Source organism: Pseudomonas sp. FSL L8-0168, from assembly GCF_037976155.1.
Lineage (GTDB): Bacteria > Pseudomonadota > Gammaproteobacteria > Pseudomonadales > Pseudomonadaceae > Aquipseudomonas > Aquipseudomonas paracarnis.
In genome coordinates, this window is the sequence record NZ_CP150262.1 from 2472950 (window position 1) to 2497628 (window position 24679).

22 protein-coding genes are annotated in these 24679 nt (G+C 61.0%); 10 read left to right on the forward strand and 12 right to left on the reverse strand.

Annotated elements, in window-relative coordinates; translation table 11 throughout:
• Positions 1 to 2: 2 nt before the first annotated feature.
• From MHH62_RS10805 to MHH62_RS10825, 5 genes are all read left to right on the forward strand, one after another.
• A complete protein-coding gene (locus MHH62_RS10805; RefSeq protein ID WP_019817635.1) occupies positions 3 to 686 on the forward strand; it encodes a DUF1120 domain-containing protein in 684 nt (227 codons plus the stop codon).
• A gap of 28 nt (positions 687 to 714) precedes the next feature.
• Positions 715 to 1419, forward strand: a complete 705-nt coding sequence (locus MHH62_RS10810; protein WP_014717030.1) for a fimbria/pilus chaperone family protein — start codon at positions 715 to 717, stop codon at positions 1417 to 1419.
• Positions 1420 to 1538: 119 nt separating this feature from the next.
• Entirely contained in the window at positions 1539 to 3974 is a 2436-nt protein-coding gene (locus MHH62_RS10815) for a fimbria/pilus outer membrane usher protein (RefSeq protein WP_339232937.1), read from the forward strand.
• Between the two features lie 44 nt (positions 3975 to 4018).
• Entirely contained in the window at positions 4019 to 5125 is a 1107-nt protein-coding gene (locus tag MHH62_RS10820; protein ID WP_014717028.1) for a DUF1120 domain-containing protein, read from the forward strand.
• A gap of 11 nt (positions 5126 to 5136) precedes the next feature.
• Positions 5137 to 5778 carry a DUF1120 domain-containing protein gene (locus tag MHH62_RS10825; RefSeq protein WP_020301231.1) on the forward strand — a complete coding sequence of 214 codons (642 nt, stop codon included), beginning with the start codon at positions 5137 to 5139 and terminating at the stop codon, positions 5776 to 5778.
• Here MHH62_RS10825 and MHH62_RS10830 read toward each other — a convergent pair.
• A complete protein-coding gene (locus MHH62_RS10830; RefSeq protein ID WP_014717026.1) occupies positions 5775 to 7040 on the reverse strand; it encodes a CynX/NimT family MFS transporter in 1266 nt (421 codons plus the stop codon). The genes MHH62_RS10825 and MHH62_RS10830 overlap by 4 nt on opposite strands.
• Positions 7030 to 7689 (reverse strand): FadR/GntR family transcriptional regulator, encoded by a 660-nt coding sequence (locus MHH62_RS10835; protein ID WP_014717025.1) that lies wholly within the window; start codon positions 7687 to 7689, stop codon positions 7030 to 7032. Before MHH62_RS10835 ends, MHH62_RS10830 begins: the two co-directional genes overlap by 11 nt.
• A 159-nt stretch (positions 7690 to 7848) precedes the next feature.
• Between MHH62_RS10835 and MHH62_RS10840 the strand changes: the two genes are divergently transcribed.
• Positions 7849 to 8160 (forward strand): type II toxin-antitoxin system MqsR family toxin, encoded by a 312-nt coding sequence (locus MHH62_RS10840; RefSeq protein ID WP_014717024.1) that lies wholly within the window; start codon positions 7849 to 7851, stop codon positions 8158 to 8160.
• On the forward strand, positions 8157 to 8639 hold the full coding sequence (locus tag MHH62_RS10845; RefSeq protein WP_014717023.1) for a type II toxin-antitoxin system MqsA family antitoxin: 483 nt from the start codon (positions 8157 to 8159) through the stop codon (positions 8637 to 8639). The genes MHH62_RS10840 and MHH62_RS10845 overlap by 4 nt, the downstream gene beginning before the upstream one ends.
• Positions 8640 to 8692: 53 nt before the next feature.
• Here MHH62_RS10845 and MHH62_RS10850 read toward each other — a convergent pair whose 3' ends face one another.
• The 4 genes from MHH62_RS10850 to MHH62_RS10865 form a co-directional block, all read right to left on the reverse strand.
• Complete coding sequence (locus MHH62_RS10850) at positions 8693 to 9457, reverse strand: amino acid ABC transporter ATP-binding protein (RefSeq protein WP_003188759.1); 765 nt, start codon at positions 9455 to 9457, stop codon at positions 8693 to 8695.
• Between the two features lie 11 nt (positions 9458 to 9468).
• Positions 9469 to 10566: an amino acid ABC transporter permease gene (locus tag MHH62_RS10855; protein WP_014717022.1), complete on the reverse strand. Its 1098-nt coding sequence runs from the start codon at positions 10564 to 10566 to the stop codon at positions 9469 to 9471.
• Positions 10567 to 10576: 10 nt separating this feature from the next.
• Entirely contained in the window at positions 10577 to 11758 is a 1182-nt protein-coding gene (locus MHH62_RS10860; RefSeq protein WP_060766567.1) for an amino acid ABC transporter permease, read from the reverse strand.
• Between the two features lie 72 nt (positions 11759 to 11830).
• Positions 11831 to 12862: an amino acid ABC transporter substrate-binding protein gene (locus tag MHH62_RS10865; protein ID WP_014717020.1), complete on the reverse strand. Its 1032-nt coding sequence runs from the start codon at positions 12860 to 12862 to the stop codon at positions 11831 to 11833.
• 346 nt (positions 12863 to 13208) lie between these two features.
• On the opposite strand from MHH62_RS10865, the gene MHH62_RS10870 reads away from it, so the two are divergent.
• Positions 13209 to 13865 carry an alpha/beta hydrolase gene (locus tag MHH62_RS10870; RefSeq protein ID WP_014717019.1) on the forward strand — a complete coding sequence of 219 codons (657 nt, stop codon included), beginning with the start codon at positions 13209 to 13211 and terminating at the stop codon, positions 13863 to 13865.
• A gap of 95 nt (positions 13866 to 13960) precedes the next feature.
• A complete protein-coding gene (gene rhlB / locus MHH62_RS10875) occupies positions 13961 to 15427 on the forward strand; it encodes an ATP-dependent RNA helicase RhlB (protein ID WP_014717018.1) in 1467 nt (488 codons plus the stop codon).
• A gap of 128 nt (positions 15428 to 15555) precedes the next feature.
• Here the strand turns inward: rhlB and moaE are convergent, their stop codons facing one another.
• From moaE to MHH62_RS10905, 6 genes are all read right to left on the reverse strand, one after another.
• Positions 15556 to 16005, reverse strand: coding sequence for a molybdopterin synthase catalytic subunit MoaE (moaE, locus tag MHH62_RS10880; RefSeq protein ID WP_014717017.1), 450 nt, complete (start codon positions 16003 to 16005; stop codon positions 15556 to 15558).
• Positions 16006 to 16007: 2 nt separating this feature from the next.
• Positions 16008 to 16250, reverse strand: a complete 243-nt coding sequence (moaD, locus tag MHH62_RS10885) for a molybdopterin converting factor subunit 1 (protein WP_014717016.1) — start codon at positions 16248 to 16250, stop codon at positions 16008 to 16010.
• Positions 16247 to 16720 carry a cyclic pyranopterin monophosphate synthase MoaC gene (gene moaC / locus MHH62_RS10890; RefSeq protein ID WP_014717015.1) on the reverse strand — a complete coding sequence of 158 codons (474 nt, stop codon included), beginning with the start codon at positions 16718 to 16720 and terminating at the stop codon, positions 16247 to 16249. Before moaC ends, moaD begins: the two co-directional genes overlap by 4 nt.
• 109 nt (positions 16721 to 16829) lie before the next feature.
• A complete protein-coding gene (locus MHH62_RS10895) occupies positions 16830 to 20558 on the reverse strand; it encodes an autotransporter domain-containing protein (protein WP_339232940.1) in 3729 nt (1242 codons plus the stop codon).
• Positions 20559 to 20853: 295 nt separating this feature from the next.
• A complete protein-coding gene (locus MHH62_RS10900; RefSeq protein ID WP_003188745.1) occupies positions 20854 to 22248 on the reverse strand; it encodes a PhoH family protein in 1395 nt (464 codons plus the stop codon).
• A 340-nt stretch (positions 22249 to 22588) separates the two neighbouring features.
• Positions 22589 to 23713, reverse strand: coding sequence for a polysaccharide deacetylase family protein (locus MHH62_RS10905; RefSeq protein ID WP_014717012.1), 1125 nt, complete (start codon positions 23711 to 23713; stop codon positions 22589 to 22591).
• 120 nt (positions 23714 to 23833) lie between these two features.
• Between MHH62_RS10905 and yaaA the strand changes: the two genes are divergently transcribed.
• Positions 23834 to 24613 (forward strand): peroxide stress protein YaaA, encoded by a 780-nt coding sequence (yaaA, locus tag MHH62_RS10910; RefSeq protein ID WP_019817626.1) that lies wholly within the window; start codon positions 23834 to 23836, stop codon positions 24611 to 24613.
• Positions 24614 to 24679 lie beyond the last annotated feature (66 nt).

Below are 24679 nucleotides of genomic sequence, written 5' to 3' on the forward strand. Positions count from 1 at the left end.
CCATGGCGGCCCATCCCTTGAACATTGACAGGCATGGGCTGCGCCTGCCGATGCCTGTGTTGGCTGCACCCGCCCGTCTCTGTGCCGCCGTACTGTGCCTGCTCATCGCGTTACAGGCACACGCGGGCTCGTTCGTCGACCTCACGGTAACCGGCCGGGTCACACCGGACGCCTGTCATATCGAGCTGACGGACGAGGGCATTGTCGATCACGGCAAGATCCCGTCCCACAGCCTCAACGTCGACGAGTTCACCGTGCTGCCCAGCCAGATGCTTGATCTGCACGTGCTGTGCGCCCGGCCCATGCTGTTTGCACTGGTGGGCATCGACAATCGTGCCGAGTCGTCACTGGCGCCCGACTACTTCTATGGGCTGGGAAGAAACATACACGCCCCTGAGGAGCGTCTCGGTTCCGTAGCGTTGTCCTATCGCGACGCCCTGGGCGACTCACAGCCGCTGCAGGTACTGGCCTCCATCAACAGCGGCGAGACCTGGTCACAAGACCCCAATGCCTATCCACGCTCCTACATGGCCTTCGCGCCGCCCGGTGACCGTCAGCCCGAGTTCATCAGCCAGTTGCTGGTCAGGCTGCAGGTGGACACGGCCATCAACTTTTCGCAGTACCTGACACTGGACCAGGAAGTCCCTCTGGACGGCTCCATCGTCCTGGACTTGCGCTACCTCTGACCCAACTATCGCCTAATGGAAAACCGTCATGACCATGACACGCTCAAACACCGCCGTCGGCGCCCTGGCCCTGCTACTGGTGCTGGGTAATCCAGTAAAAGCCGATGGCATGGTACCCGACACCTCCGTGGTGATCGTGCACGAAGCCGAGGGCGAAGCCGCCGTGTCGGTGACCAACACCGACAGCCAGCTCGCGCTGCTGCATGTGACCTTGCTGGATATTCCAGAAGACACCGAGCCGCTGCTGGTGGTGACACCGCCGTTGTCACGGGTTGAGGCGTCCAAATCCCAGCTGGTGCGGTTCATCCTGCAGAACCAGCAGCCGCTGCTCACTCAGCGACTCAAACGCGCCGTGTTCGAAGGCATGCCGCAAGGTCGCGCCGCCACTGCCGCCGGGCATGCCCGCGTGGGCGTGACTGTGCGCCAGAACCTGCCGGTAATCGTGCACCCCAAGGGCCTGGCGCCGAACCGCACACCGTGGACCGACCTGACCTGGACCCTGCGCGACGGCCAGTTGCAGGTGCGCAATGACACGCCTTATGTGGTGCGCCTGGCGCAGGAGCTGCTGCTGTTGCCAGGTAACGGCAAAGCCATGCTGCCGCGCACCTACGTGCTGCCGGGCGAAGCCATCAGCGTACCGGCCAGCGGTGGTCAGGCCAGCACAGTCAGGCTGCAGCCGGCCACGGTGTATGGCTTTGCGGTCAAGGCCTACGACGCACCGATCACCCTCTGACGGAAAACCACAGGCGTCGCACCATCGACCGACGCCTGGATAACGAAGTGACGGCATATCGACCGTCACCAGAACGCCGGGCGCACACGGCCTGAGTGTTCACTACAAGAGTACCTTGCGTGATAACAGTATTGAGTTACCGTGACGGCGAAGCCGTGCCCGCCATCCTTGCCCGACCGCCGTTGCCGTTGGCGCTGCTGCTGTGCGCAGTGCTGTCGACCAAGGCCTGGGCCGATGATTCGAGCCCGGCCGGCTTCGACACCCAGACCTTGCATCAACGTGGCATTGACCCACAGCTGGCCAGCCTGTTGCTGGCCGCACCGCGCTTCGCCGCCGGGCGACATACCGTCCACCTGCGGGTCAACGGCGAGCGACGCGGCCGGCATGATGTCAGTTTTGATCAGCAGGGCAACCTGTGCTTTGACCGGGCCTTGCTGGACGCCGCCAACCTGCAGTTGCCCAGTGAAACCGAAGGTTGCCAGGACTTCCTTGGGCAATATCCGCAAAGCCTGGTGGAGCCGGATCCGGCGACACTGACGGTATCCCTGGTGGTGCCCACCGAAGCGCTGCGCCCGGTGCGGCAGGATATTTCCGGCTACGAAACCGGCGGATTTGCCGGGCTACTCAATTACGACCTCAGCGGCTTCTACAACCGCTTCGGCGATGACGCCAGCCGGTTCGGCTCGGCCAATACCGAGGTGGGTTTCAATGCCGGCGACTGGATCGTGCGCAGTCGCCAGGTGCAGACCTGGCAGGATGGCCTGTCACGCAGCACCCACTTGGAAGCCTATGCTCAACGCACCTTCGCCAGCCATCAGGCAGTGCTTCAGGCCGGGCAGATCAATCTGTATAACCCGGTGCTGTCCGGCGCACAGATCACCGGGGTGCAAGTGCTCACCGAACACGCCCTTCAGGAGCAGGGCCAGGGTGCGCTGATCCAAGGTATCGCCAACAGTCCCGCACAGGTCGAAGTGCGGCAGAACGGTGCGTTGATTCACTCCACCGTGGTGCCTGCCGGCCCCTTTGCCCTGACCGATGTGCGCCGGTTGAACACGCGCTCGGATGTGGAGGTCACGGTCAAGGAAAGTGTCGGCGGTGAGCGACGCTTCACTGTGCCGGCGGCCATGCTGGGTCTCGGGTTGCCAGCGCCGGGTTACTCCGTGGCGGCGGGCCGGGTACGTAATGTCGGCGACGCCAAAGGGGATGATCCATGGGTGGTCAGTGCCGGCTGGACAGGCGCCCTGCATCCTCAAGTGACCCTGGGCAGCGGCGTGCTGGCGGCCAGCGAATACCGCTCGGTGGGCGCCAGCCTGGGCTGGATGCCCTGGCTGGACAGTCAGGTCCAACTGTCCACGCAAGTGTCCAACACCCAGGCGCGTGAAAAAGTCTCCGGTGTGCAAACCGATCTTTCCTGGTCCCAGCGCCTCAACGAACAGTGGTCATTCAGCGCCGCCAATTCCTGGCGCAGCCCCGGCTACCGCGAACTCGAAGAGAGCACCTACGAGCGCGACGACCGCAATCGCGCTTCACGCTACCGCGACCAGCAAAGCCTCAACCTGGGGTGGTCGCACCCAATACTGGGTGCATTCAGCGCCGGGGTTTCGCGCTCATCCAACTTCGCCGGCGACAGCAGCAGCCGCGCATTGGCATCCTGGGGCACCAGTATTGGCGCGGTGTCTTTGTCAGCCAGCGCCGAATGGCAAATGGGCGGCAGCCAGCAACAAGATAACGCGGTTTACCTCAACATCAGTGTGCCGCTGGGCGAGAGCCGCCGACTGCGCAGTTGGGTACGCAACTCCGGCGGCGAAAACCGCACCGGCATGGGCGTGACCGAACAGATCGACGACCAGCTCAGCTACCGGGTCAGCGCCGAACATGACAGCAGCGATCATCAGGTGGAAACCACCGTCGGCGTCTCGGCGTTGCCACGCTACAGCCAGCTCGACTTCAGCTACAGCCGCTCCGATGCCGAGCGCTCCAGTTATCAAGGGGGGGCCCGCGGCGCAGTGGTGATGCACGGTGGCGGCGTGACCCTTTCCCCCTACCCGGTGCGCGACACCTTTGCCCTGGTGTCCGTCGGCGACATGAGCGGCATCAAGCTCAGTACCCCCAGCGGGCCGGTCTGGACCGATTGGCAAGGCCAGGCCGTGGTGCCGCAAGTGGCCGCGTACGGGCGCAGCCCGGTGGAAGTCCAGACCCGCTCGCTGCCGCGCAATGCCGATATCAACAACGGCCTGGCAATGATCTCGGCCGGACGCGGCGCGGTGGACAGGGTCGAGTTCGGCGTCGGTTTGACCCGCCGTGTGTTGCTCACCGTCAGTCACGACGACGGCTCGCCGCTGCCTGCGGGCGCCTCCGTCAGTAGTGCCAGTGGTGAGTTTGTGACCTTGGTGCAGGACGGCAGCCAGGTCTTTCTGCCCAACGTACTGGATCAAACGACGCTGTGGATAACCACACCCCAGGGAGGCCGTTGCCAGTTGCACTACCAACTGGCAGCCAAAGCCGACCCGTTGGTGTACTTCGAATCGGCTCCCGCACGTTGCCGCGTACCTTGAGGATTTCTGTCATGCCCCTTGCAACCTGTATGCGCTCACTCTGTATGTGGCTACTGCTCGGCATCGCCGGCACGGCCCAAGCCTTGGAAGAATGCCAACTGAACGTCAGCGAAGCTCAGGTTGATTTCGGTCTGATGAACCGTCTTGCGCAACACGACGGCGCGCCGGAACGCTTGCTCGGTGAGCGCCGCCTGAGCGTGAACGTCAACTGCCCCCAGGCCGAAGACCTCAGCCTCTTCTATCGGGCGCTGGCTGCCACCCCGCAGCGCCTGCAATTTACCGAACACGGCAGCTATGCCATCGAGGTCGGCAATGCCGTGCTCGACGGTCGCGCCGTTGAATTGGGCTTGCTGACCGCTGCCGGCCAGCCCCCCGTGATGAGTGCAACGGTACTGGAGTGGCGCCCCGGGCACGGCATCGCACCGATTGAACAAGGTGCCGTGCTCATGGGCAAAACCCTTTCGTTGCAACTGACGCTACGCGCCTGGGCCGGTGTGGCGGCAATACAAGCCAGAGACGCAACTACCTGGGAAGTCTCTGGAATGCTGTACGGCGCAAGCCACGGCCGCTACCGGGAACTGACGCTGCGCGCGCACTTTGCGCCCGTTGCTTGCCTGCCGACACTGTCGGACCACGGCGTGGTCGACTATGGCACGTTGTACGCCAAGGACCTCAGCGCCACCAACGAAACACCCCTGCCCACTCGTACGCTGCGCCTGAACGTGAGCTGCGACGCGCCGATCCGCTTTGGCCTGCGCATGAAAGACAACCGCGACGGTTCGGCCACCGGCGGCACTGATGAAACGGCCTATGGACTGGACTTGGACGCCAGCCGTAACAAAATCGGGCGTTTTTATTTGACCATCGACCCGGGGGAATTCAGCGCCGATAGCTTTCCCACCTTGTACCGCACCGACTCCACCAGCAATGGCGTGGCGTGGAGCAGTTCCACCGCCCGGCAGATCCCCATGGCGGCCAACAGCCTGCTGGGTTTTACCGACAAGACAGGTGTCACCACCGGGCCGGTGTCCATGCAGACACTGACCGGCACGATGCGCATCAAGACGTATCTGGCGCCCATGCAAAGCCTGGATCTGCGTGATGTCGTGCGCATCAATGGGTCCGGCACTCTCGAAATTGTCTACTTGTAGGAGTTCGCATCATGAAAAGACACCTTCTTTGCAGCCTGCTTTTATGCGGCAGCGCCCAGGCACTGGCGGCCTCCACGGTTGACCTGAGCGTCCAGGGCCTGATCATTCCCGCCGCCTGCTTGCCACAACTCTCCAGCGGCGGCCTGATCGACTACGGCAAGATTGCCCAACAAGATCTGAACCTGGAGACCGCCACGCGCCTGCCTGTCAAGAATCTGCACATCGGCATTGCCTGCAACGGCCCCGTGCGCTATGCCTTGCGCATGGCTGACAACCGCGACGGCTCGGCCATGGTCAACAGCGAGATTTACTACGGGTTGGGGTTCGATAACAGCGGTAACCGCCTGGGCGTCTACTCCATGACCTTCGACCCTCGGCAGACGCAGGCCAGCAACACCGCACAGATCTACGGCACTGAATCCACCACCGGTGGCCTGGCGTGGCGAACCTCCAACCTCAACCCCATCGACATCGGCTCCAGGAGCTACCTGGGCTTCACGGACGTCGAGGGCAGCGTCAGCGGGCCCACGGCGATCGGTATCCTGGGAGGCATGGTGACGGTGCAGACCGTGATCAATGCGCGCAAGAATCTGGACTTGAGCGTAGAAACACCGCTCGATGGCTCGGCCACGCTGGAAGTGGTGTATCTCTAGACTTTCTCGCTGGTGACTTGCACATAGCGCGCACGGCCGGCGCCGAGGCCCGCGACGATAGCGCCCAGGCCGATCACGGCGAAGATCCAGCCGATAGCCGTCCAGCCGCCGGTCCAGTCATGTACCAGGCCGACCGCGAAAGGGCCGAGGGAGGCCAGGGTGTAGCCAATGCCTTGGGCCATGCTCGACAGGTTGGCCGCCACATGGGAATCGCGTGAACGCAACACGATCAGGGTCAGCGCCAGGCTGAACGTCCCGCCCTGCCCCAGGCCCAGCACAATCGCCCAACCCCACAGGCCATCCAGCGGCGCGTACAGGCACCCGAACAAGCCGCCGAGCGTCAACAGCATCACCACCACGATCGCCAGGCGCTGGTCCTTGCCCCGCGTCGCCAGCCACGGCGCGGCCAGGGAGCTGAGCAGTTGCACGATAATCGAGCCCGACAGCGCCAACCCGGCTTCGGTCGCGCTCAGGCCGCGGCCAATCAGGATCGACGGCAACCAGCCGAACACGATGTAGGCCAGTGACGACTGCAGGCCCATGTACAGGGTGACCTGCCAGGCCAGCGGATCGCGCAATAAACCCTTCACACGATAGGCCACACGATGGGCTCCGTGCTTCTGCCCAACCTGGGGCAACCAGACCAGGGCCGCCACCAGGGCCGGCAGGATCCAGAAGCCCAGGCCGATCTTCCAACTGTCGCCAAAGGCGTGGCTCAGTGGCACCGAGGCACCGGCCGCCATGGCGGCGCCCAAGCACAACGCCATGGTGTAGACACCGGTCATGGCGCCGGCCTGGCTGGCGAAATCGCGCTTGACGATACCCGGCAGCAACACGCCGATGATGCCAATGCTGGCACCTGCAACCAGGCTACCGAGGAACAACCCCACCTCACCGAACGAACTGCGCAGGATGATCCCCGCGGCCAGGGTCAGCAGGATGCCGAGCACCACGCGCTCGGCGCCGAAACGCCGGGCCAGCATCGGCGCGGTAGGTGCAAACAGGCCCAGGCACAGCACCGGCAAGGTGGTTAGTAAACCGGCCTTGGCGGCGGACAGGCCTAAACTGCTCGAAACCTCTGCCAGCAACGGCGACAGGCTCGACAAGGCCGGGCGCAGGTTCAAGGCCACCAACACCAGGCCCAGCAACAGCAGCCATGGCCGAACCACGCTCGGCTGCGCCTGCTGCACGCTGTCGTCGTCAGCTTCGGCGTCGATCAACAGTTCTTCGAGTTCGGTCTTGCGTGGGGCTTCAGGGTTCATTGATCAACTGCCGGCAGAGGGATTTGGCGCGGTCCGGGTCTTGTTGTTCCACCGCATCGAGTAGCGCTCCATGCAGGTCGAACACCGCCTGGCGTCGCGGTGAGCGGTTCAGGGTCTGGCGCAGCTGCGCGCCGACAATGGCGGAGAAGTAGTGGTACAGCTCGCTCAAGGCCGGGTTGTGCGCCGCATCCACCAAGTGCTGGTGGAAGATCAGGTCGGCACTGATATAGGCCTCCAGGTCACCGTGATAACGCCCGGCGCTGAGGTCGAGCGCCTTGCGCAATGCCGTAAGGTCCGCTTCGGTACGACGCAACGCAGCCAGGCCGATGGCCTCCACTTCCAGAATCTGGCGCGTCTCCTGCGCCTGCTCCAGCGTGCAATGAGACAGCGCCCGCATTGTGCCCAGCGGGTCGGTCATCGAGCGCAGGTAACTACCATCGCCCTGGCGAATGTCGATCAAGCCAGAGAAGGCCAATACCCGCATGGCCTCGCGCACGGTGTTACGGCTGATCCCCAGCTCGGCAGACAACTCGGGCTCGGTGGGCAGGCGCTCGCCGATGGCCCATACGCCTTGGGAGATGCGCAGGCGCAGTTGCTCCAGGGCCTGGTCGACCAGGGAGCGTTTGATCAGCGGGGCGATGTCTGTCATGGGTTTAGCGCTTTCGTCCAATCATAGGATGAATTTCCCTACAGGCTATTCGGAGTTGCCTACAAAGGCAACGCACTAGGGTTCTTAGGCAGGAAAAGGAGCAGTATTTTCGATTGGTAAAATTACCCTTAGAGGGTAATTATTGGACTCAGGTGTCTTATGGAAAAGTACACACCTCATTACGATTTGGCCCTGATCAAGGCGGATGTCAGGCGGCTTGGAAAACAAGCTTTTACCAAAACAGCACGCAACTGCGGGGAAAAGCTCGATCTGAGCAACACGCAAATGCAGGAGGTTGTTTACAAGCTAACGGGCAAGATGCTGTTTAAATCCATGACAAGTTATGGCGACCATTGCGTCTGGCAAGACGTTTATCACATTCACTCACATGGCCTGGAGATCTACATCAAGGTGACGTACCGCACGGACGGTAAACCTCCGGTGATCTCCTTCAAGGAGAGTAACCTATGAAAACAGAACAGTGCTTCAGCTGCGGCCAGCATGACGGAATGCGACATTTTTCGGGTCGCAGCGAAACATCGGAAGTCAAAGGCTTGCACCGCCGAATCGACAACCTTTCAGGCTGGGAGTGCCAAAGTTGTGGTGAGGTGATCTTTGACCCTGAAGACGCGGACCGCTATTCAGATCACTGTGATGAGATGGTCTACAGCTTCAGACGAATGATCGGTAACGAGATAAAGCGCATTCGTCGCAAATTGCATCTTTCACAAAAGGACACTGTGCAACTGCTTTCCGGCGGCGGACATAACGCACTTTCACGTTACGAACGCGGTGAGCTGCTGGCGCCAAAATCCCTCGTCGTGCTTATGCGCTTGCTTGATCGCCACCCGCATCTGCTCGTTGATGCAAAAACCTTGAGTGAGGGTGCTGATATGCGTAACACCACGCATACAACCCACAAAGAACACGAGATCGCGACGACGCCCTGACTGAGGGCAAAAAACAAACCCGGCACCAGGCCGGGTTTATTTTTAACACTCCATCAATGCAGTATCTGGCTCAAGAACAACCGGGTCCGCTCATTCTGCGGGTTATCAAAGAAGTCATTCGGTGCCGCCTGTTCCACGATCTCGCCCTTGTCCATGAAGATCACGCGGTTGGCCACGGTGCGGGCAAAGCCCATTTCGTGGGTCACGCACAACATGGTCATGCCGTCTTCAGCCAGGCCGATCATGGTGTCCAGCACCTCTTTCACCATCTCAGGATCCAGCGCCGACGTCGGCTCATCGAACAACATGATTTTGGGCTTCATGCACAGCGCGCGGGCAATCGCCACGCGCTGTTGCTGGCCACCCGAAAGCTGCCCGGGAAACTTGTGGGCCTGCTCCGGAATGCGCACACGCTCCAGGTAGTGCATCGCGATTTCCTCGGCCTTGCGCTTGGGCATCTTGCGCACCCACATCGGCGCCAGCGTGCAGTTTTGCAGGATGGTCAAATGCGGGAACAGGTTGAAGTGCTGGAACACCATGCCGACTTCACGGCGGATCGCTTCGATCTGCTTGAGGTCGTTGGTCAGCTCCACGCCATCGACCACAATGCGGCCCTGCTGGTGCTCTTCCAGGCGGTTGAGGCAGCGGATGGTGGTGGACTTGCCCGACCCCGAAGGGCCGCACAGCACAATACGCTCGCCCTGCTTGACGTTGAGGTTGATGTCTTTCAACACATGGAACTGGCCGTACCATTTGTTGACGCCCTGCATCTGGATAATGCCTTCAGGGCTCACAGGCTGTTTGATTGCTTCGCTCATAAAAAGAACTCCTAACGCTTGTGGCCTGTGTCGAGCTTGCGTTCCAGATGCATGGAATAGCGCGACATACCAAAACAGAAAATCCAGAACACCAGGGCGGCGAACACGTAGCCTTCAGTGGCCATTCCCAGCCATTTGGGGTCGGCGGCGGCTTGCTTGACGCTGTTGAGCAGGTCGAACAGGCCGATGATGATCACAAGGCTGGTGTCCTTGAACAGGGCGATGAAGGTGTTGACGATCCCTGGGATCACCATCTTCAAGGCCTGCGGCAAGATCACCAGGCCCATGCTGCGCCAGTAGCCCAGTCCCATCGCCGCAGCGGCTTCGTATTGGCCCTTGGGAATCGCCTGCAAACCACCGCGCACCACTTCGGCCACATAGGCCGACTGGAACAGGATCACACCGATCAGCGCCCGCAGCAGCTTGTCGAAGTTCATGCCTTCAGGCAGGAACAGCGGCAGCATCACCGACGACATGAACAGCACGGTGATCAACGGCACGCCGCGCCAGAACTCGATGAAGGTCACGCAGACCACCCGAATGGCGGGCATGTTCGAACGCCGTCCCAGCGCCAGCACAATGCCCAGCGGCAAGGCGCCGGCAATGCCCACGGTGGCGATCACCAGGGTCAGCATCAGGCCGCCCCATTGGCTGGTCGCCACATTACTCAGGCCGAACACGCCGCCGTGCAGCAAGCAGTAGGCGATGATCGGGTACAACACCAGAAAGCCCAGGCCGTAGATCGCCTTGCGAGGGAAACGCGAGATGAACAACGGCGCCACGCCCACGATGGCCAGCCACACCGTCATGTCCACGCGCCAGCGCAGGTCGACGGGGTAGTAGCCATACATGAACTGCCCGAAGCGCTGTTGGATAAACACCCAGCAGGCGCCCTCCTTGGTGCAGTCGGCGCGGGTGGTGCCCACCCAGTTGGCATCGAGGATGGCCCAGTGCAGGATCGGTGGCACCACCAGGTACACCAGGTAGATCGCCAGCAAGGTCAGCAGTGTATTGAGCCAGCTCGAGAACAAGTTGGCGCGCATCCAGGCCACCGGCCCGAAGACTTTGCTCGGCGGTGGCATGTCAGGTTTGAACGTATGCGTAGTCATGGGTGTGTCCTCACCGCTCGATCAGCGCAATGCGCTTGTTGTACCAGTTCATCAGCAGGGAAATGCTGATGCTGATCGCCAGGTACACGCTCATGGTGATGGCAATGACTTCAATGGCCTGGCCGGTCTGGTTGAGCACCGTGCCGGCAAACAGCGAAACCATTTCCGGATAACCGATACCGGCGGCCAACGACGAGTTTTTCGCCAGGTTCAGGTATTGGCTGGTCAGCGGCGGAATGATCACGCGCAGCGCTTGCGGGATGATGACCTTGCGCAGCGTCGGCCCCGGGCGCAGGCCTAGTGAACGTGCCGCTTCGGTCTGGCCATGGCTGACGGACTTGATGCCCGAGCGCACGATCTCCGCAATAAACGCCGCCGTGTACACAGTCAACGCCAGGGTCAACGCCAACAACTCTGGGATCAGCACCCAGCCACCGACGAAGTTGAAGCCCGCAAGCTTGGGCATTTCCCAATGCAGCGGCGTGCCGAAGATCAACACGCACAACGTCGGGATTACCACCAGCAGCGCCAGGCCCGCCCAGAATTTATGGAAGGGAACCCCCGTCGCCTCAAAGCGCTTGTTGGCCCAGCGGGTCATCAGCACGATGGCAACGATGGCGACCACCAGGCTGGCGACAAACGGCCAGAACCCGTCGGAGGCCAGCGCTGCCGGCATGTTCAGGCCACGGCTGCTGACAAAGAAGGTGTCACCGAAGTTATGGCTGTTGCGCGGCCCTGGCATGGTCAGGAACACCGCGAAGTACCAGAACAGGATCTGCAACAGCGGCGGAATATTGCGGAACACCTCCACGTACACCGTCGCCAGCTTGTTGATCATCCAGTTGGACGACAAGCGCGCCACGCCGATGATGAAGCCGAGCAGGGTTGCCAGCACCACACCGATGACGGTCACCAGCAAAGTGTTGAGCAGGCCGATGACAAACACCCGGGCATAGCTGTCCGATTCGGTGTAGTCGATCAAGTGCTGCGCGATGCCGAAGCCGGCACTGCGCTCAAGAAAGTCGAAACCCGAGGTGATGCCCCGGTGTTGCAGGTTGGTCTGGGTGTTATGGAACAGGTACCAGCCCAGCGAGACCACCGCCACGATCGTGATGATCTGGAACAGCCACGCACGCACTTTGGGGTCGCTGAAGCTGAGCTTCTGCTTGGGTGCGCCGATTTTATTTTGCATGAAGTGCCCCGAAAATAATGGAACAGAACATCACCCGGCAGTTGGCCTACCGGGTGACAGAACCATCAGCGATCAGCGCACAGGGGGTGCGTATTGAATGCCGCCGTTGTTCCACAGGGCGTTCAGGCCACGGTCGATTTCCAGCGGCGTGCTCTTGCCCAGGTTGCGCTCGAACATCTCGCCGTAGTTACCCACTTGCTTGACGATCTGTACCACCCAGTCCTTCTTCACTTTCAGGTCTTTGCCGTATTCGCCGTCGGCACCGAGCAGACGCGCAACGTCCGGGTTCTTGGTGGCCTTGGCTTCAGCCTCGACGTTCTTGGAGGTCACACCGGCCTCTTCCGCGTTGAGCATGGCGTAGCCCACCCAGCGCACGATGGCCAGCCACTCGTCATCGCCGTTACGCACGACCGGGCCCAGAGGCTCCTTGGAAATGGTTTCCGGCAGCACCACGTAGTCTTTCGGCGAGGCCAGCTTGCTGCGCTGGGCGAACAGCTGGGACTTGTCGGAAGTCAGTACGTCGCAACGCCCGGATTCCAGCGACTTGGCGCTTTCATCGGAGGTGTCGAAGGTGATCGGGGTGTATTTGAGGTTGTTGGCGCGGAAATAGTCGGAAACGTTCAGCTCGGTGGTGGTACCGGCCTGGATGCAGATGGTTGCACCATCCAGTTCCTTGGCACTTTTCACGCCCAGCTTGTTGTTCACCAGAAAGCCGATGCCGTCGTAGTAGGTAATGAAGCCCGGGAATTTCAGGCCCATGCCCGCGTCGCGCGAGCTGGTCATGGTGGTGTTGCGCGACAGGATGTCGACTTCGCCGGATTGAAGCGCGGTGAAACGCTCCTTGGCGTTCAACTGGCTGAACTTGACCTTGGTGGCATCGCCAAATACGGCAGCCGCCACCGCGCGGCAATAGTCAGCGTCGATCCCGAGGATCTTGCCGCTGGCATCCGGCACCGAGAAACCCGGCAGGCCGTCACTCACACCGCACTGCACAAAGCCTTTCTTCTGCACGGCGTCCAGGGTGGCGCCCGCGTGGGCAAAACCACTGACACCCAGTACAGCCGCCGCAGAGACGATGGCCAGGGTGGATTTCAATACCTTCATTACAAACCTCCAATTGCTCTTGTTGTGTCGGAGCTCCAACCTCAGCGCACCCTTATGAGGCGATATCGACCCGTGTTGGTTTTTTTTGGGGCCAAGCAGCATGAGGTTTTTGCGGTAATTCCAGTTGCTTTCCCACAGGCGGCAGTCACTGATAGTGTTACCGTCCTAGGAGAGTTCTGACATCGAGCTACACATAGCAAGGCGCGTACCAGAGTCTTGGTCGAGTGGCTGCAACTGCGGTTACATGGCAAAAGATTCAGCCTTGCGACATTCTCTTAACAGATCAACCTGTTGCGCACCGTTCCGACGCACCTCATCGGAGCGCCCGCACATCTATGGAGCAGACATGACCGAACCCTTGATTCTTCAGCCCGCCAAGCCCGCAGACGCCTGCGTTATCTGGTTGCATGGCCTGGGCGCCGATCGCTACGACTTCTTGCCGGTGGCCGAAGCCCTGCAGGAAACCCTGCTGACCACCCGCTTCGTTTTGCCCCAGGCACCTACGCGTCCGGTGACCATTAATGGTGGCTACGAGATGCCTAGCTGGTACGACATCAAGGCCATGAGCCCGGCCCGTTCGATCAGCCTGGAAGAACTGGAAGCGTCGGCAAAAATGGTCACCGACCTGATCGAGGCGCAACAGAGAACCGGAATAGACACCTCGCGAATTTTCCTCGCCGGTTTTTCTCAAGGTGGCGCGGTGGTCTTCCACACCGCGTTTAAGAAATGGGAGGGCCCCTTGGGCGGTGTGATCGCCCTCTCCACCTATGCGCCCACCTTCGATAATGAGCTGGAATTATCCGCCAGCCAGCAACGCATCCCCACGCTGTGCCTGCACGGCCAGTACGACGAAGTGGTACAAAACGCCATGGGCCGCAGCGCCTACGAGCATTTGAAGGGCCGTGGTGTCACCGTGACATGGCAGGAATACCCAATGGGCCACGAAGTGTTACCCCAAGAGATACACGATATTGGCACCTGGCTGACTGAACGCCTGCGCTGAACCCCGTGTTTATGTAGCCGTATGACAGACGCACTACGCCGCGCTCGATTCTTGCATTACACTGGCCGGCGTACATTCCTTAACCAATTAATGAGATGACCGTGCTCAAAGCACTCAAGAAGATGTTCGGCAAAAGCGAGGCTGAGCCGCTCGCGCCTGTTCCCAGTGCTCCTGCCCCCAAGCCCGGCAACCGCAATGACGGTCAACAGCCCGGCCGGAACGCACCCGCCGCCTCACCGAGCAAAACCACGGTGACGCCGCCTGAACAGGTAAAGCCTGCCGAGCCCGCCCCGACGCCTGTGGCCAAGCCCCGTCGCGAACGTGCGCCCAAGCCGCCCGTGACCCCCTGGAAACTCGAAGACTTCGTCGTCGAACCCCAGGAAGGCAAGACCCGCTTCCACGATTTCAAACTGGCCCCGGAACTGATGCACGCCATCCAGGACCTGGGTTTCCCGTACTGCACGCCCATCCAGGCGCAAGTGCTGGGCTTCACCCTCGCGGGCAAAGACGCCATCGGCCGCGCCCAGACCGGCACCGGCAAGACCGCCGCGTTCCTGATCTCGATCATCACCCAACTGCTGCAAACGCCGCCGCCCAAAGAGCGCTACATGGGTGAACCGCGTGCGCTGATCATCGCCCCGACCCGGGAGCTGGTGGTGCAGATCGCCAAGGATGCCGCCGACCTGACCAAGTACACCGGCCTCAACGTCATGACGTTCGTGGGCGGCATGGACTTCGACAAGCAGCTCAAGCACCTTGAAGCCCGTCACTGCGACATCCTCGTCGCCACCCCGGGCCGCCTGCTCGACTTCAACCAGCGCGGCGACGTGCACCTGGACATGGTCGAAGTGATGGTACTGGACGAAGCCGACCGCATGCTCGACATGGGCTTTATCCCGCAAGTACGCCAGATCATTCGTCAGACGCCGCCGAAAGCCGAGCGTCAGACTTTGCTGTTCTCCGCGACCTTCACCGAAGACGTGATGAACCTCGCCAAGCAGTGGACCACCGACCCGTCTATCGTCGAGATCGAAGCACTCAACGTCGCCAGCGAAAACGTCGAGCAACATATCTACGCCGTCGCCGGTGCCGACAAGTACAAGCTGCTCTACAACCTGGTCAACGACAACGGTTGGGAACGCGTGATGGTCTTCGCCAACCGCAAGGACGAGGTGCGCCGCATCGAAGAACGCCTGGTGCGCGACGGCGTCAACGCTGCGCAACTGTCGGGTGATGTACCGCAGCACAAGCGCATCAAGACCCTGGAAGGCTTTCGCGAAGGCAAGATCCGCGTGCTGGTGGCTACCGATGTAGCCGGTCGCGGGATTCATATCGACGGCATCAGCCACGTGATCAACTTCACCCTGCCGGAAGTGCCGGACGACTACGTGCACCGCATCGGCCGTACCGGGCGTGCTGGGGCTGCGGGTGTGTCGATCAGCTTTGCGGGCGAGGATGACTCGTACCAGTTGCCATCCATCGAGGCGTTGCTGGGGCGCAAGATCAGCTGCGAGACGCCGCCGACGCACTTGCTGCGGGCTGTAGAACGCAAACGCCCCTGATACAGGAATGCGATAAAAAAATGTGGGAGCTGGCTTGCCTGCGATGCAGACACCTCGGTTTTTCAGTCAATCCGAGTGATGCTATCGCAGGCAAGCCAGCTCCCACATTGGTTTCTACGTCTGGCTGGCTACTTCCAGCGATCCGCTGCGGCGTGGTCACTGCTGCGCCCTTCTACCCAACGCGGCCCCTCGCTGGTGTTTTCCTTCTTCCAGAACGGCGCCCGCGTCTTCAAGTAGTCCATTACAAAGGCACAGGCATCAAACGCCGCCTGCCGGTGCGCACTGGCCGCGCCGACAAACACAATCGGCTCGCCCGGTTCCAGCGTGCCGATACGGTGCAGCACCTCCAGCTTGAGCAACGGCCAGCGCTGTTCGGCTTCCACGGCGATCTTGGCCAGGGCTTTTTCGGTCATGCCGGGGTAGTGTTCAAGAAACATCCCCGACACCTCGCGCCCGTCATTGAAGTCGCGTACATAGCCGACAAAGCTCACCACCGCGCCCACGCCCACGTTGGCCGCGTGCATGGCGTTGACTTCGGCACCTGGATCAAAGGCTTCGACCTGCACACGAATGGCCATGATCAGCCTCCGGTCACGGGTGGGAAGAAGGCGACTTCATCGCCGGCTTGCACCGGCTCGTCCAGGCTGCACAACTCCTCGTTGCGCGCACACATCAGGCTCGCTTCGTTGAGCACGGCGAATTCCGGATCAGCAGCCAGCGCGAGGCGCACGGCGTCAACAGTGGCAAACTCACCTTCCATCTCCAGCGAATCGAAGCCCACCGCTTCGGCGTAGCGCGCAAAAAACAGTACGTTGATACTCATTGCTCATCCGCCTTGAAATGCCCGCTCTTACCGCCCAGCTTTTCCAGCAGGCGAATACTCTCAATGGTCATGCCGCGATCCACCGCCTTGCACATGTCGTAAATCGTCAGTGCGGCGACGCTGGCGGCGGTCAGGGCTTCCATCTCAACGCCGGTCTGGCCGGAGAGTTTGCAGCGCGCCACGATACGAACCGCGTCTGTGCCGTCGGCACTCAGCTCCACCTTGACGCCGGTGAGCATCAACGGGTGGCACAGAGGGATCAAGTCACTGGTTTTTTTCGCTGCCTGGATCCCGGCAATGCGGGCCACGGCAAACACGTCGCCTTTGGGGTGGGCGCCGTCGACAATCATTTGCAGGGTGGCGGGCAGCATGCGCACCCGCGCTTGCGCCACGGCCTCACGGAACGTCACGGCTTTGTCGGTGACGTCGACCATGTGGGCGCGACCTTGGGAATCGAGATGAGTCAGCACAGCAATACTCCTGATCAGGAGCAGCGATTGTAAACCTGTGGGTCAAAATTTGCGCAGGGCTGTTTATCCCATCCTGTAGGAGCGAGCTTGCTCGCTCCTACATTCAAGGTTAGAACCGGAAAGTAAACCCGGCATTGATGCCGTTATTGTTCCCTCGGTTGGAGAGCAAGCCGCTGTAGTTCAACGACACCAAGGTGTCCTGGGTCAGGGCCATTTCCGCACTGGCTTTGATCACCGCGCCATCCCTCGCCACAGGCACGCTGTTGACGGCGAAGGCCGTGTCACTACCGGCAAACCTCAGAGAAGCTTCACGATCGATGTCACCAAACTGGTGCTCCCACCCCAGCTCACCGCGCAGGGTCACCGCCGAGGTGGACGTGAGTGGCAACTGAGTATGGCCACGCACGCCCAGGGTGGAGAGCGTCGCGTCCTGGCTTTGCTGGCTGGCATGCAAGGCTGCAGCACCGCCTTTTTCCTTGAACGAGTCGCTTTGATAGTTCAGATACGTGAGGTTGGCGAAGGGTTCAAGCACGCGCCATTGGGTGTAGCCGATCTCGGCAAACACTTGGTCGGTGCGCGCGTTGTAGTCGGCTTTGGCATGGTCCGACTGATTGGCATAGGCCACCCGACGCGAAGTGTCCAGACGGTGCCAGGTGCTGGCACCGCCCAGGCGCAGGGCAATCGCCTCGAAGCGTTTGCCGCCGTAGACCGACAGGTGATAGTTGTCGCTGTCGGCCGACGCCGACTGGCCGTTAAGGTGGCTTTGGGTGTAACCGGTCGCCGCCCCCAGACGCCAGCCGTCGTTCACCTCGGTGTCCAGGCCCAGCAGTACGCCGCTGGTGGACGAGGAGTAGCCGCTGGCGTTGTTGTCACCACTGACGTTGTTGCGTCCACCGAGTAGCTGTACCCAACCGCCGTTGTCACGGCTGTCGATCTGCGCGCTGGAGTCCAGTGCCTGCGCCTGTTGCAGGCGAGCGTTGACCGCTTCACGCAGGTAGCGGCTGTCAGCCATTTGCGCTGCGGCCACGTCCGAATGCAATTGCCCTGAAAGTTGCTTGAAGCCCTGCCGCGCCTGGGCGGCGGAATCCGACGCCAACAGGCTTTCGTAGACCGGGCTGCCAGCGCCCAATGTCTCGGCCACCGTCGCCACCGCTCGCTCATTGCGGGTTTGCGCGACACTGGCGAAGGTGGTCTGGTTGCGGGCTATCGCCAGGGTCAATTGGTTCGGTTGATAGTTGAGCGCAGTGCCTATGAACAGGTAGTTGGGGGCAAACGCTGCAAACTGCCCTTGGATACCTTGGCTGGCACTGAGGATATTGAACTGCTGGCCCAGCAAGCTGCGCGCCTCGGTGGCGGTCAACAGGTTGGGGCTGTTCTCCAGGGACACGTTCACCACACCGCCATTGAGGGTCGCCACCCCGCTGCTCTGCAACTGGTCGCTGCGGCCATCGGCCCCGACTTCGACGGCATACACCGAACCCGGGTTGAACGTGACATCGCCGGTGCGCAGTGTGCCAATCGAATGCCCCGGGGCCACTCGCCCACCGTTGTTGACGGTCAAGGCGCCCACCGTGCCGTTGCCGGCCAGGGTGCCGCCCAGTGTGGTCATCACGCCGTTATCGGCATTGCGCGTGCCTACGGCGCTGCTATCTACCGTCACGGCAGAGGTCAATGCGCCGTCCACCGACAATTTGCCTCCGCGCACCCAAGTACTGCCCGAATAGCTGTTCTGGCCTGCCAGCACCAACTCGCCATCCCCGGACTTGACCAGGCTACCGACATAGGTGCTGCCGGTGAGCACGTCCTGGCCGCGGGTGAGTGTTGCCTGCTCCCGGGCATGACCAATGTCGTATTCAAACTGATCGTCGGCCGAGGCATTGGCGGGCAGGCCGTCGAGCCAGCCTTTTTGCTGCTTGGTGGCGGCCCAGGTCGCCTGTTCGGCAGCGTCTTCTACGCGACGGGCGCGAATGGCCTCATCGGAAATCGGGTTGGCCCAGATATCGCGGGTACCGCTGGGCAACGCCACTGCTACCGCACCGAGGAACTGCCCCGGCCCTTGCATAGCTTTTTGCAGGTTGGGCAAGCCCCAGCCACTGACCACACCTGGTACTTGCGGGGCACCCGGCGCGGCATCATGCACCGGTTGCAGGTTGTCATAGGTGCGGCCTCCGGTCAGCTCGCCAACCGGCGTGTCCGGGCCATCCGGCGCCTGCAGGCTGGAGGTGGTCAGCAACACGTCCCGCGCCTGGCTGGGCGTCATATAGGGGAAGCGCTGCATCACCAACGCCAGGGCTCCGGAAACGCTCGGCGCGGCGGCCGAGGTGCCGTTGGCATTCGGGATAATTTCGCCCTCGGGGCCGGCGGACGGGATGCCCGACACGCCCATCACGCACCACCACTTGGAGGTACCGCAACGGTTGTAGACCTGGGCGCTGGTCTCGTCGTAGCCGGTGATGGAGAGGAACTTAGCTTCGATATCCGGCTTGAAAAACGGCAGGTTCGCATTGGTGTCCGGGTTGGCACCGTGGCTGTCGTTGCCCGCAGAGATGATCTGGATGAACGTGTTTTGCCGGGCCGCATCGGCCATGGCGTCCATCCAGGTTTTCTGCCCGGCGTGGGCCTTGTCCCAGAACGGGCGATAGGCGGCGGTCATGTCGCGCAGGTTCTGCGCGGCGCTGTCGCCGACGTTGCCGAAGTGGTTCTCCACGTCATTACGCGAGCTCTGCCCCCAGCTCTGGTTGACGATCGCCACGTTCTTCGCCGCCAGGGCGTTGTAGCTGGCCATGAATGCGTTGTAGTCGAGGTCGTTGGAGCCTTGGTAGCGGTCGTTGTCGCTGCCGCCGGTGTTAGCGACAAACAGATTGGCGTCGAAGGCAATGCCGTGCATACCGGTGCCGTCGCGGTTGGCGGCCAGCACCCCGGACATTTCTGTGCCATGCCCGTCGTTGAACGCGGGGTCGTATTCCCCTGGGATGCTGAAATGTTCGCCCTGCTTGAACTCGCCGCTGGGCACTTCAAGGCGGTAGCGCGGGTGGGTGGCGTAGTACTCGCCCGTGGAGGTCACCGCCTGCACCCGGTCCTGGCCCTGAGCGTTCTTGCCCTGGAACTCGGAGTGTTCGGTGAGGATGCCCGAGTCCAGCACGCCAACATTGACCCCCTTGCCAGTGATGCCCAGGGCATAGGCGTAATACGCGTTGGTGCGGTCCAGGCCGGAGTTGACCTGGGCTTCCGGGGTCTTCCAGGTTTGCGCGTTGGCGCTCCAGTCACGGGTTGCCCCAGCCCAGGACTGGCCTGCGTTCAACTGCCCGCTGAGGTTGCTGCTAACGCCCGGCTCGACGTAAGTGTAAGGCTTGGCGGCCGGCAGGTTGGCGATAATGGCTTTGGAAAAGTCGAGGATATTGGTGGTGTAACGGCCGCTGTTGCTGAACAGCCGGCTGCGGTAGTAATCCAGGCGCGAGGCATAGTCCAGTGGCCGCCGGGTGTCGCCGAGCATGGCGCCGATGGTCAGGTTTTCGGGTTGTAGCTCGTAGTTTTGCTTGAGGGCCGAATCGAACTTGCCGGACTGGGCGGCGAAATCCTTGGCCGCGAGATCGACGATATCCGCGTAGGCAAACCTGAGGTTTTTGTACACGGCAGTCTCAGGGCCGAATGAGGCGACGGCGGTCCTGAACGCCGACTCCAATACCTGCGGGGTGTAAGGGTTATCGTCTGCCCTGGCCATGGAACCGTGGCCCAGCCATAACGCCAGGCCGAGTGCTATGGGTGTGAGGGGGATGGTCTTGAAACGGGGGGTACGATTGCGTTGCGACACAGTGAAGCCATTACCTGCTACGTCCATTTTCCTTTCCCTTTGGATATGTGCGTCATCAATGAGTGGTGTTTCGGGCTTTTGTAATAGGCAGGGTCACGGTGAAAACCCTGGACAGGTTTTCCAAGCGTTCGTCGAATCAAGGAGGTGGCGTTCCGACGGGGTCAAGCAGTGTTCTTATTGTTTTCACCGCAGAAAAAATGTAACAAAATAATTACAGAAACCACAAGCACCCAGGACGCGTTAACGCAGGCAAATGTCGCACATAACAAAAACCCCGGATTTCGTGAAAAATCCAGGGCTTTTCGCAGCGGGTTCAGCGTAGTTACAGATGGGACTCGGCGTATTCAGCCAGGATCGAACGCGGTACCCCTTGCAGCGCAATGTGCACGCCGTTCGGGAAGTCCTTGAAGCGTTCCGTCAGGTAAGTCAGCCCGGAGCTGGTCGCGGACAGGTAAGGGGTGTCGATCTGCGCCAGGTTGCCCAGGCACACCACTTTGGAACCGGCGCCGGCACGGGTGATGATGGTTTTCATCTGGTGCGGTGTGAGGTTCTGGCATTCATCGATCAGAATCAGGCTCTGCTGGAAGCTGCGACCTCGGATGTAGTTGAGGGATTTGAACTGCAACGGCACTTTGCTGAGGATGTAGTCGACGCTGCCATGGGTGTTTTCGTCATCCATGTGCAAGGCTTCGAGGTTGTCGGTAATCGCCCCCAGCCACGGCTCCATTTTTTCCGCCTCGGTACCGGGCAGAAAGCCGATTTCCTGGTCCAGGCCCTGCACGCTGCGGGTGGCGATGATGCGGCGATAGCGTTTGGTGACCATGGTCTGTTCGATGGCGGCGGCCAGGGCCAGGATGGTTTTGCCCGAACCTGCGGCGCCGGTGAGGTTGACCAGGTGAATGTCCGGATCGAGCAGCGCATACAGCGCCAGGCTCTGGTAGATATCACGCGGTTTCAGGCCCCAGGCTTCCTGGTGCAACAGGGGTTCCTGATGCAGGTCGAGGATCAGCAACTTGTCGACCTGGATCTCTTTGATCCAGCCCACGAAGCCCTGTTCATCGACGATAAACTCATTGATATGCACGGCCGGCAGGTTGTCGATCAGCTGTACCTGATGCCAGGTGCGGCCGTGGTCCTGACGGGTTTCGACCTTGCTCACACGGTCCCAGAACGAACCGGTCATCATGTGATAACCACGGGACAACATCGACACATCGTCGACCAGTTGGTCGGTACTGTAGTCCTCGGCAGCGATCCCACACGCTCGTGCCTTGAGGCGCATATTGATGTCTTTGGTCACCAGCACCACGCGCAGGTCCTTGTCGCGGGCGTGCAGGTCGATCAATTGGTTGATGATTTTGTTGTCGTTCAGGTTTTCCGGCAGCAGGCTGTTGGGCTCGCTGCGCTTGCTCATCAGAATCGACAGCAAGCCCTTGGGCCCGCCCTTGCCACGCTGGATCGGCACGCCGACCTCGACGTCCTCGGGCGAGGCTTCACCCAGGGTCTTGTCGATCAGGCGGATGGCCTGGCGGCATTCGGCGGCAACGCTGTGGTGGCCGCTTTTGAGTTTGTCGAGCTCCTCAAGCACGATCATCGGGATGGCGACGTGGTGTTCTTCGAAGTTCAGCAGTGCGTTTGGATCGTGGATCAATACGTTGGTATCAAGCACATAAAGGATTGGCTGGTCGGAAGAAGGGTTACGTCCATGATCATCCATACTCGGTCACCTTTGTGGGAGCCATTCGACGCAATACCTGGGCGGTGCTGCGCCTCGATTCGACCACCGATTGCACCTTGAACAAGGTCAAGTGCAGTGCCCACAGGAGGAGTCTTGGAAGACGCCACCTGTGCTGCAGGTTTCGGCGATCTGACTTCGTAATACCGCAAAACCCATGACAGGAAAAAGCACTTTGACGTTTTTTTGAAGTTTATTTTTCAGGATGACGAATAGCACTAGCCGAGTGCCATGTACCCCGTTAAAGTCGGAAGTCCGCCTGCATCGAAATGTCGCAGCAAATCGCCCCGAAAACACCCCATCCCCAGCAAAGCCGGGCACTTCATCGAAATGCCTCGCGACACTCCTGCCAACCCAAGCCACTCTGCGTCGTTGCCTGCAATACCATCGGCAATGCCACCCGCGCCTTGTCCTGGGTGTCGTGAAACACGATCACGCCTTTGCGCCATAGCAGCATCAACGTCAGCACCCGTTGCGCCGACTCATCGGCCTTGAGCTTGCCCGGCTCGTCCTGGGAATCGATGTCCCATAACGCCACCTGCAAACCCTGTTGCTGGAAGAAGCCCTGGCTGTCCGCACGGCGCTGCCCATAGGGCGGACGGAACAGCGGCACATAGTTTTCCGGCAGCAGATTCTGCACCAGCGCTGCGCTGCGGGTGATGGAGCTTTGCCAGTCAACCCAATGGCTATGGGAACGGTATTGCCACCCCTGGATACCCACGCACTGCCCCTGATACAGCGCCTGCACATCCGAGACAGAACTGCGCTCCACACGGCTTTGCAAACTGCTGCCAAGGGCGAAGAACGCGGCGTTCATCTTTTGCTTGCGCAGGTAGTCGGTCAGCCAATCGGTATTACCGCCCATCAACGCCGGGCCACCGTCGAAGGTCAGCAGGAACATGCGATCGTTGAGCTCGTCGCCATTGCGCTCATGATCGCCAAAGCGCGCCACTTCACTGCTGATCTGCGGAAACAGCGCAGCCTTGCGCAGCAGCTCATCCAGATAGCGCTCATGAAAGTGCCGACTGGGGGCAGCCCAGCCTATATAGAAAGAGTTGTCACTGACCTCGAACTTGCCGGCCTGCTCGCGCAGATCGTCCATGTTTTCCACCAGGTAGCAGAACGAGGCATCTGCTTCGCAGCTCTGCTGGGCGAATGTGTAGTTCTCCAACAGCCGTTGCCAGAGCTGGCGACGCAGGTCATCGATGGCGGCCAGGTTGATGATCTTCAGCCCCAGCCGTTGCTTGAGCGCCGCGTCGTCCAGGGCTTCGCTGGCGAGCAGGCCATGGGCGAACATCAGGATCTCCGCCCGCGAAGCCACATCGAACAGCGCCGGGCTGGCGAGTTTTTCCGGCCAGGTACCACGGTCCAGGCTGGCGACATCCACCGGCGCGGCCTGGGCATTCAGGCACAGCAGGCAAGCGGACAATAAAAGCGCTAATCGCACACGGGGTCTCCCTCTACAGAGTTACCGCCCATCATAGCGGATCGCATCTATCGCCATCATAGGTGGAGTCAAAACGCCCCAACCCCTAGAATCTCGCCCACGATTCCAGGAGCCAACTTCATGCTGATGGTGATTTCCCCCGCCAAAACCCTCGACTTCGAGTCCAAGCCGGTCACTGCGCGCTTCACCCAGCCGCAGTACCTGGACCACTCCCAGGAACTGATCGAGCAACTGCGCGAACTGAGCCCGGCGCAAATCAGTGAGTTGATGCACGTCTCCGACAAGATCGGTGGCCTCAACGCCGCGCGCTTCGGCAGCTGGACGCCGGCCTTCACTCCGGCCAACGCCAAGCAGGCGCTGCTGGCGTTCAAGGGCGATGTGTATACCGGCCTGAATGCCGAGACTTTCAGCGAGGCCGATTTCAGCTATGCCCAGGACCATCTGCGTATGCTCTCGGGCCTGTACGGCCTGCTGCGTCCGCTGGACCTGATGATGCCGTATCGCCTGGAGATGGGCACCAAGCTGGCCAACGCCCGCGGCAAGGACCTTTACGCGTTCTGGGGCACACGCATCAGCGAATGGTTGAATGAGGCCCTGGCCGAACAAGGCGACGATGTGCTGCTTAACCTGGCCTCCAATGAGTACTTCTCGGCAGTCAAGCGCACGGCCTTGAACGCGCGGATCATCAACACCGAGTTCAAGGACCTGAAGAACGGCCAGTACAAGATCATCAGCTTCTACGCGAAGAAGGCCCGAGGCATGATGAGCCGTTTTGTGATTGAAGAACGCATCAACGACCCGGCCAAGCTCAAGCAGTTCGATGTGCAGGGTTATCGCTTCAATGCGGAGCAATCCAAGCCGGATAACCTGGTGTTTTTGCGCGATCACGCACCGGAATAAGGCCTGTACAGCCCCCAACATCAACTGTGGGAGCTGGCTTGCCTGCGATAGCGGAGGGTCAGCCGA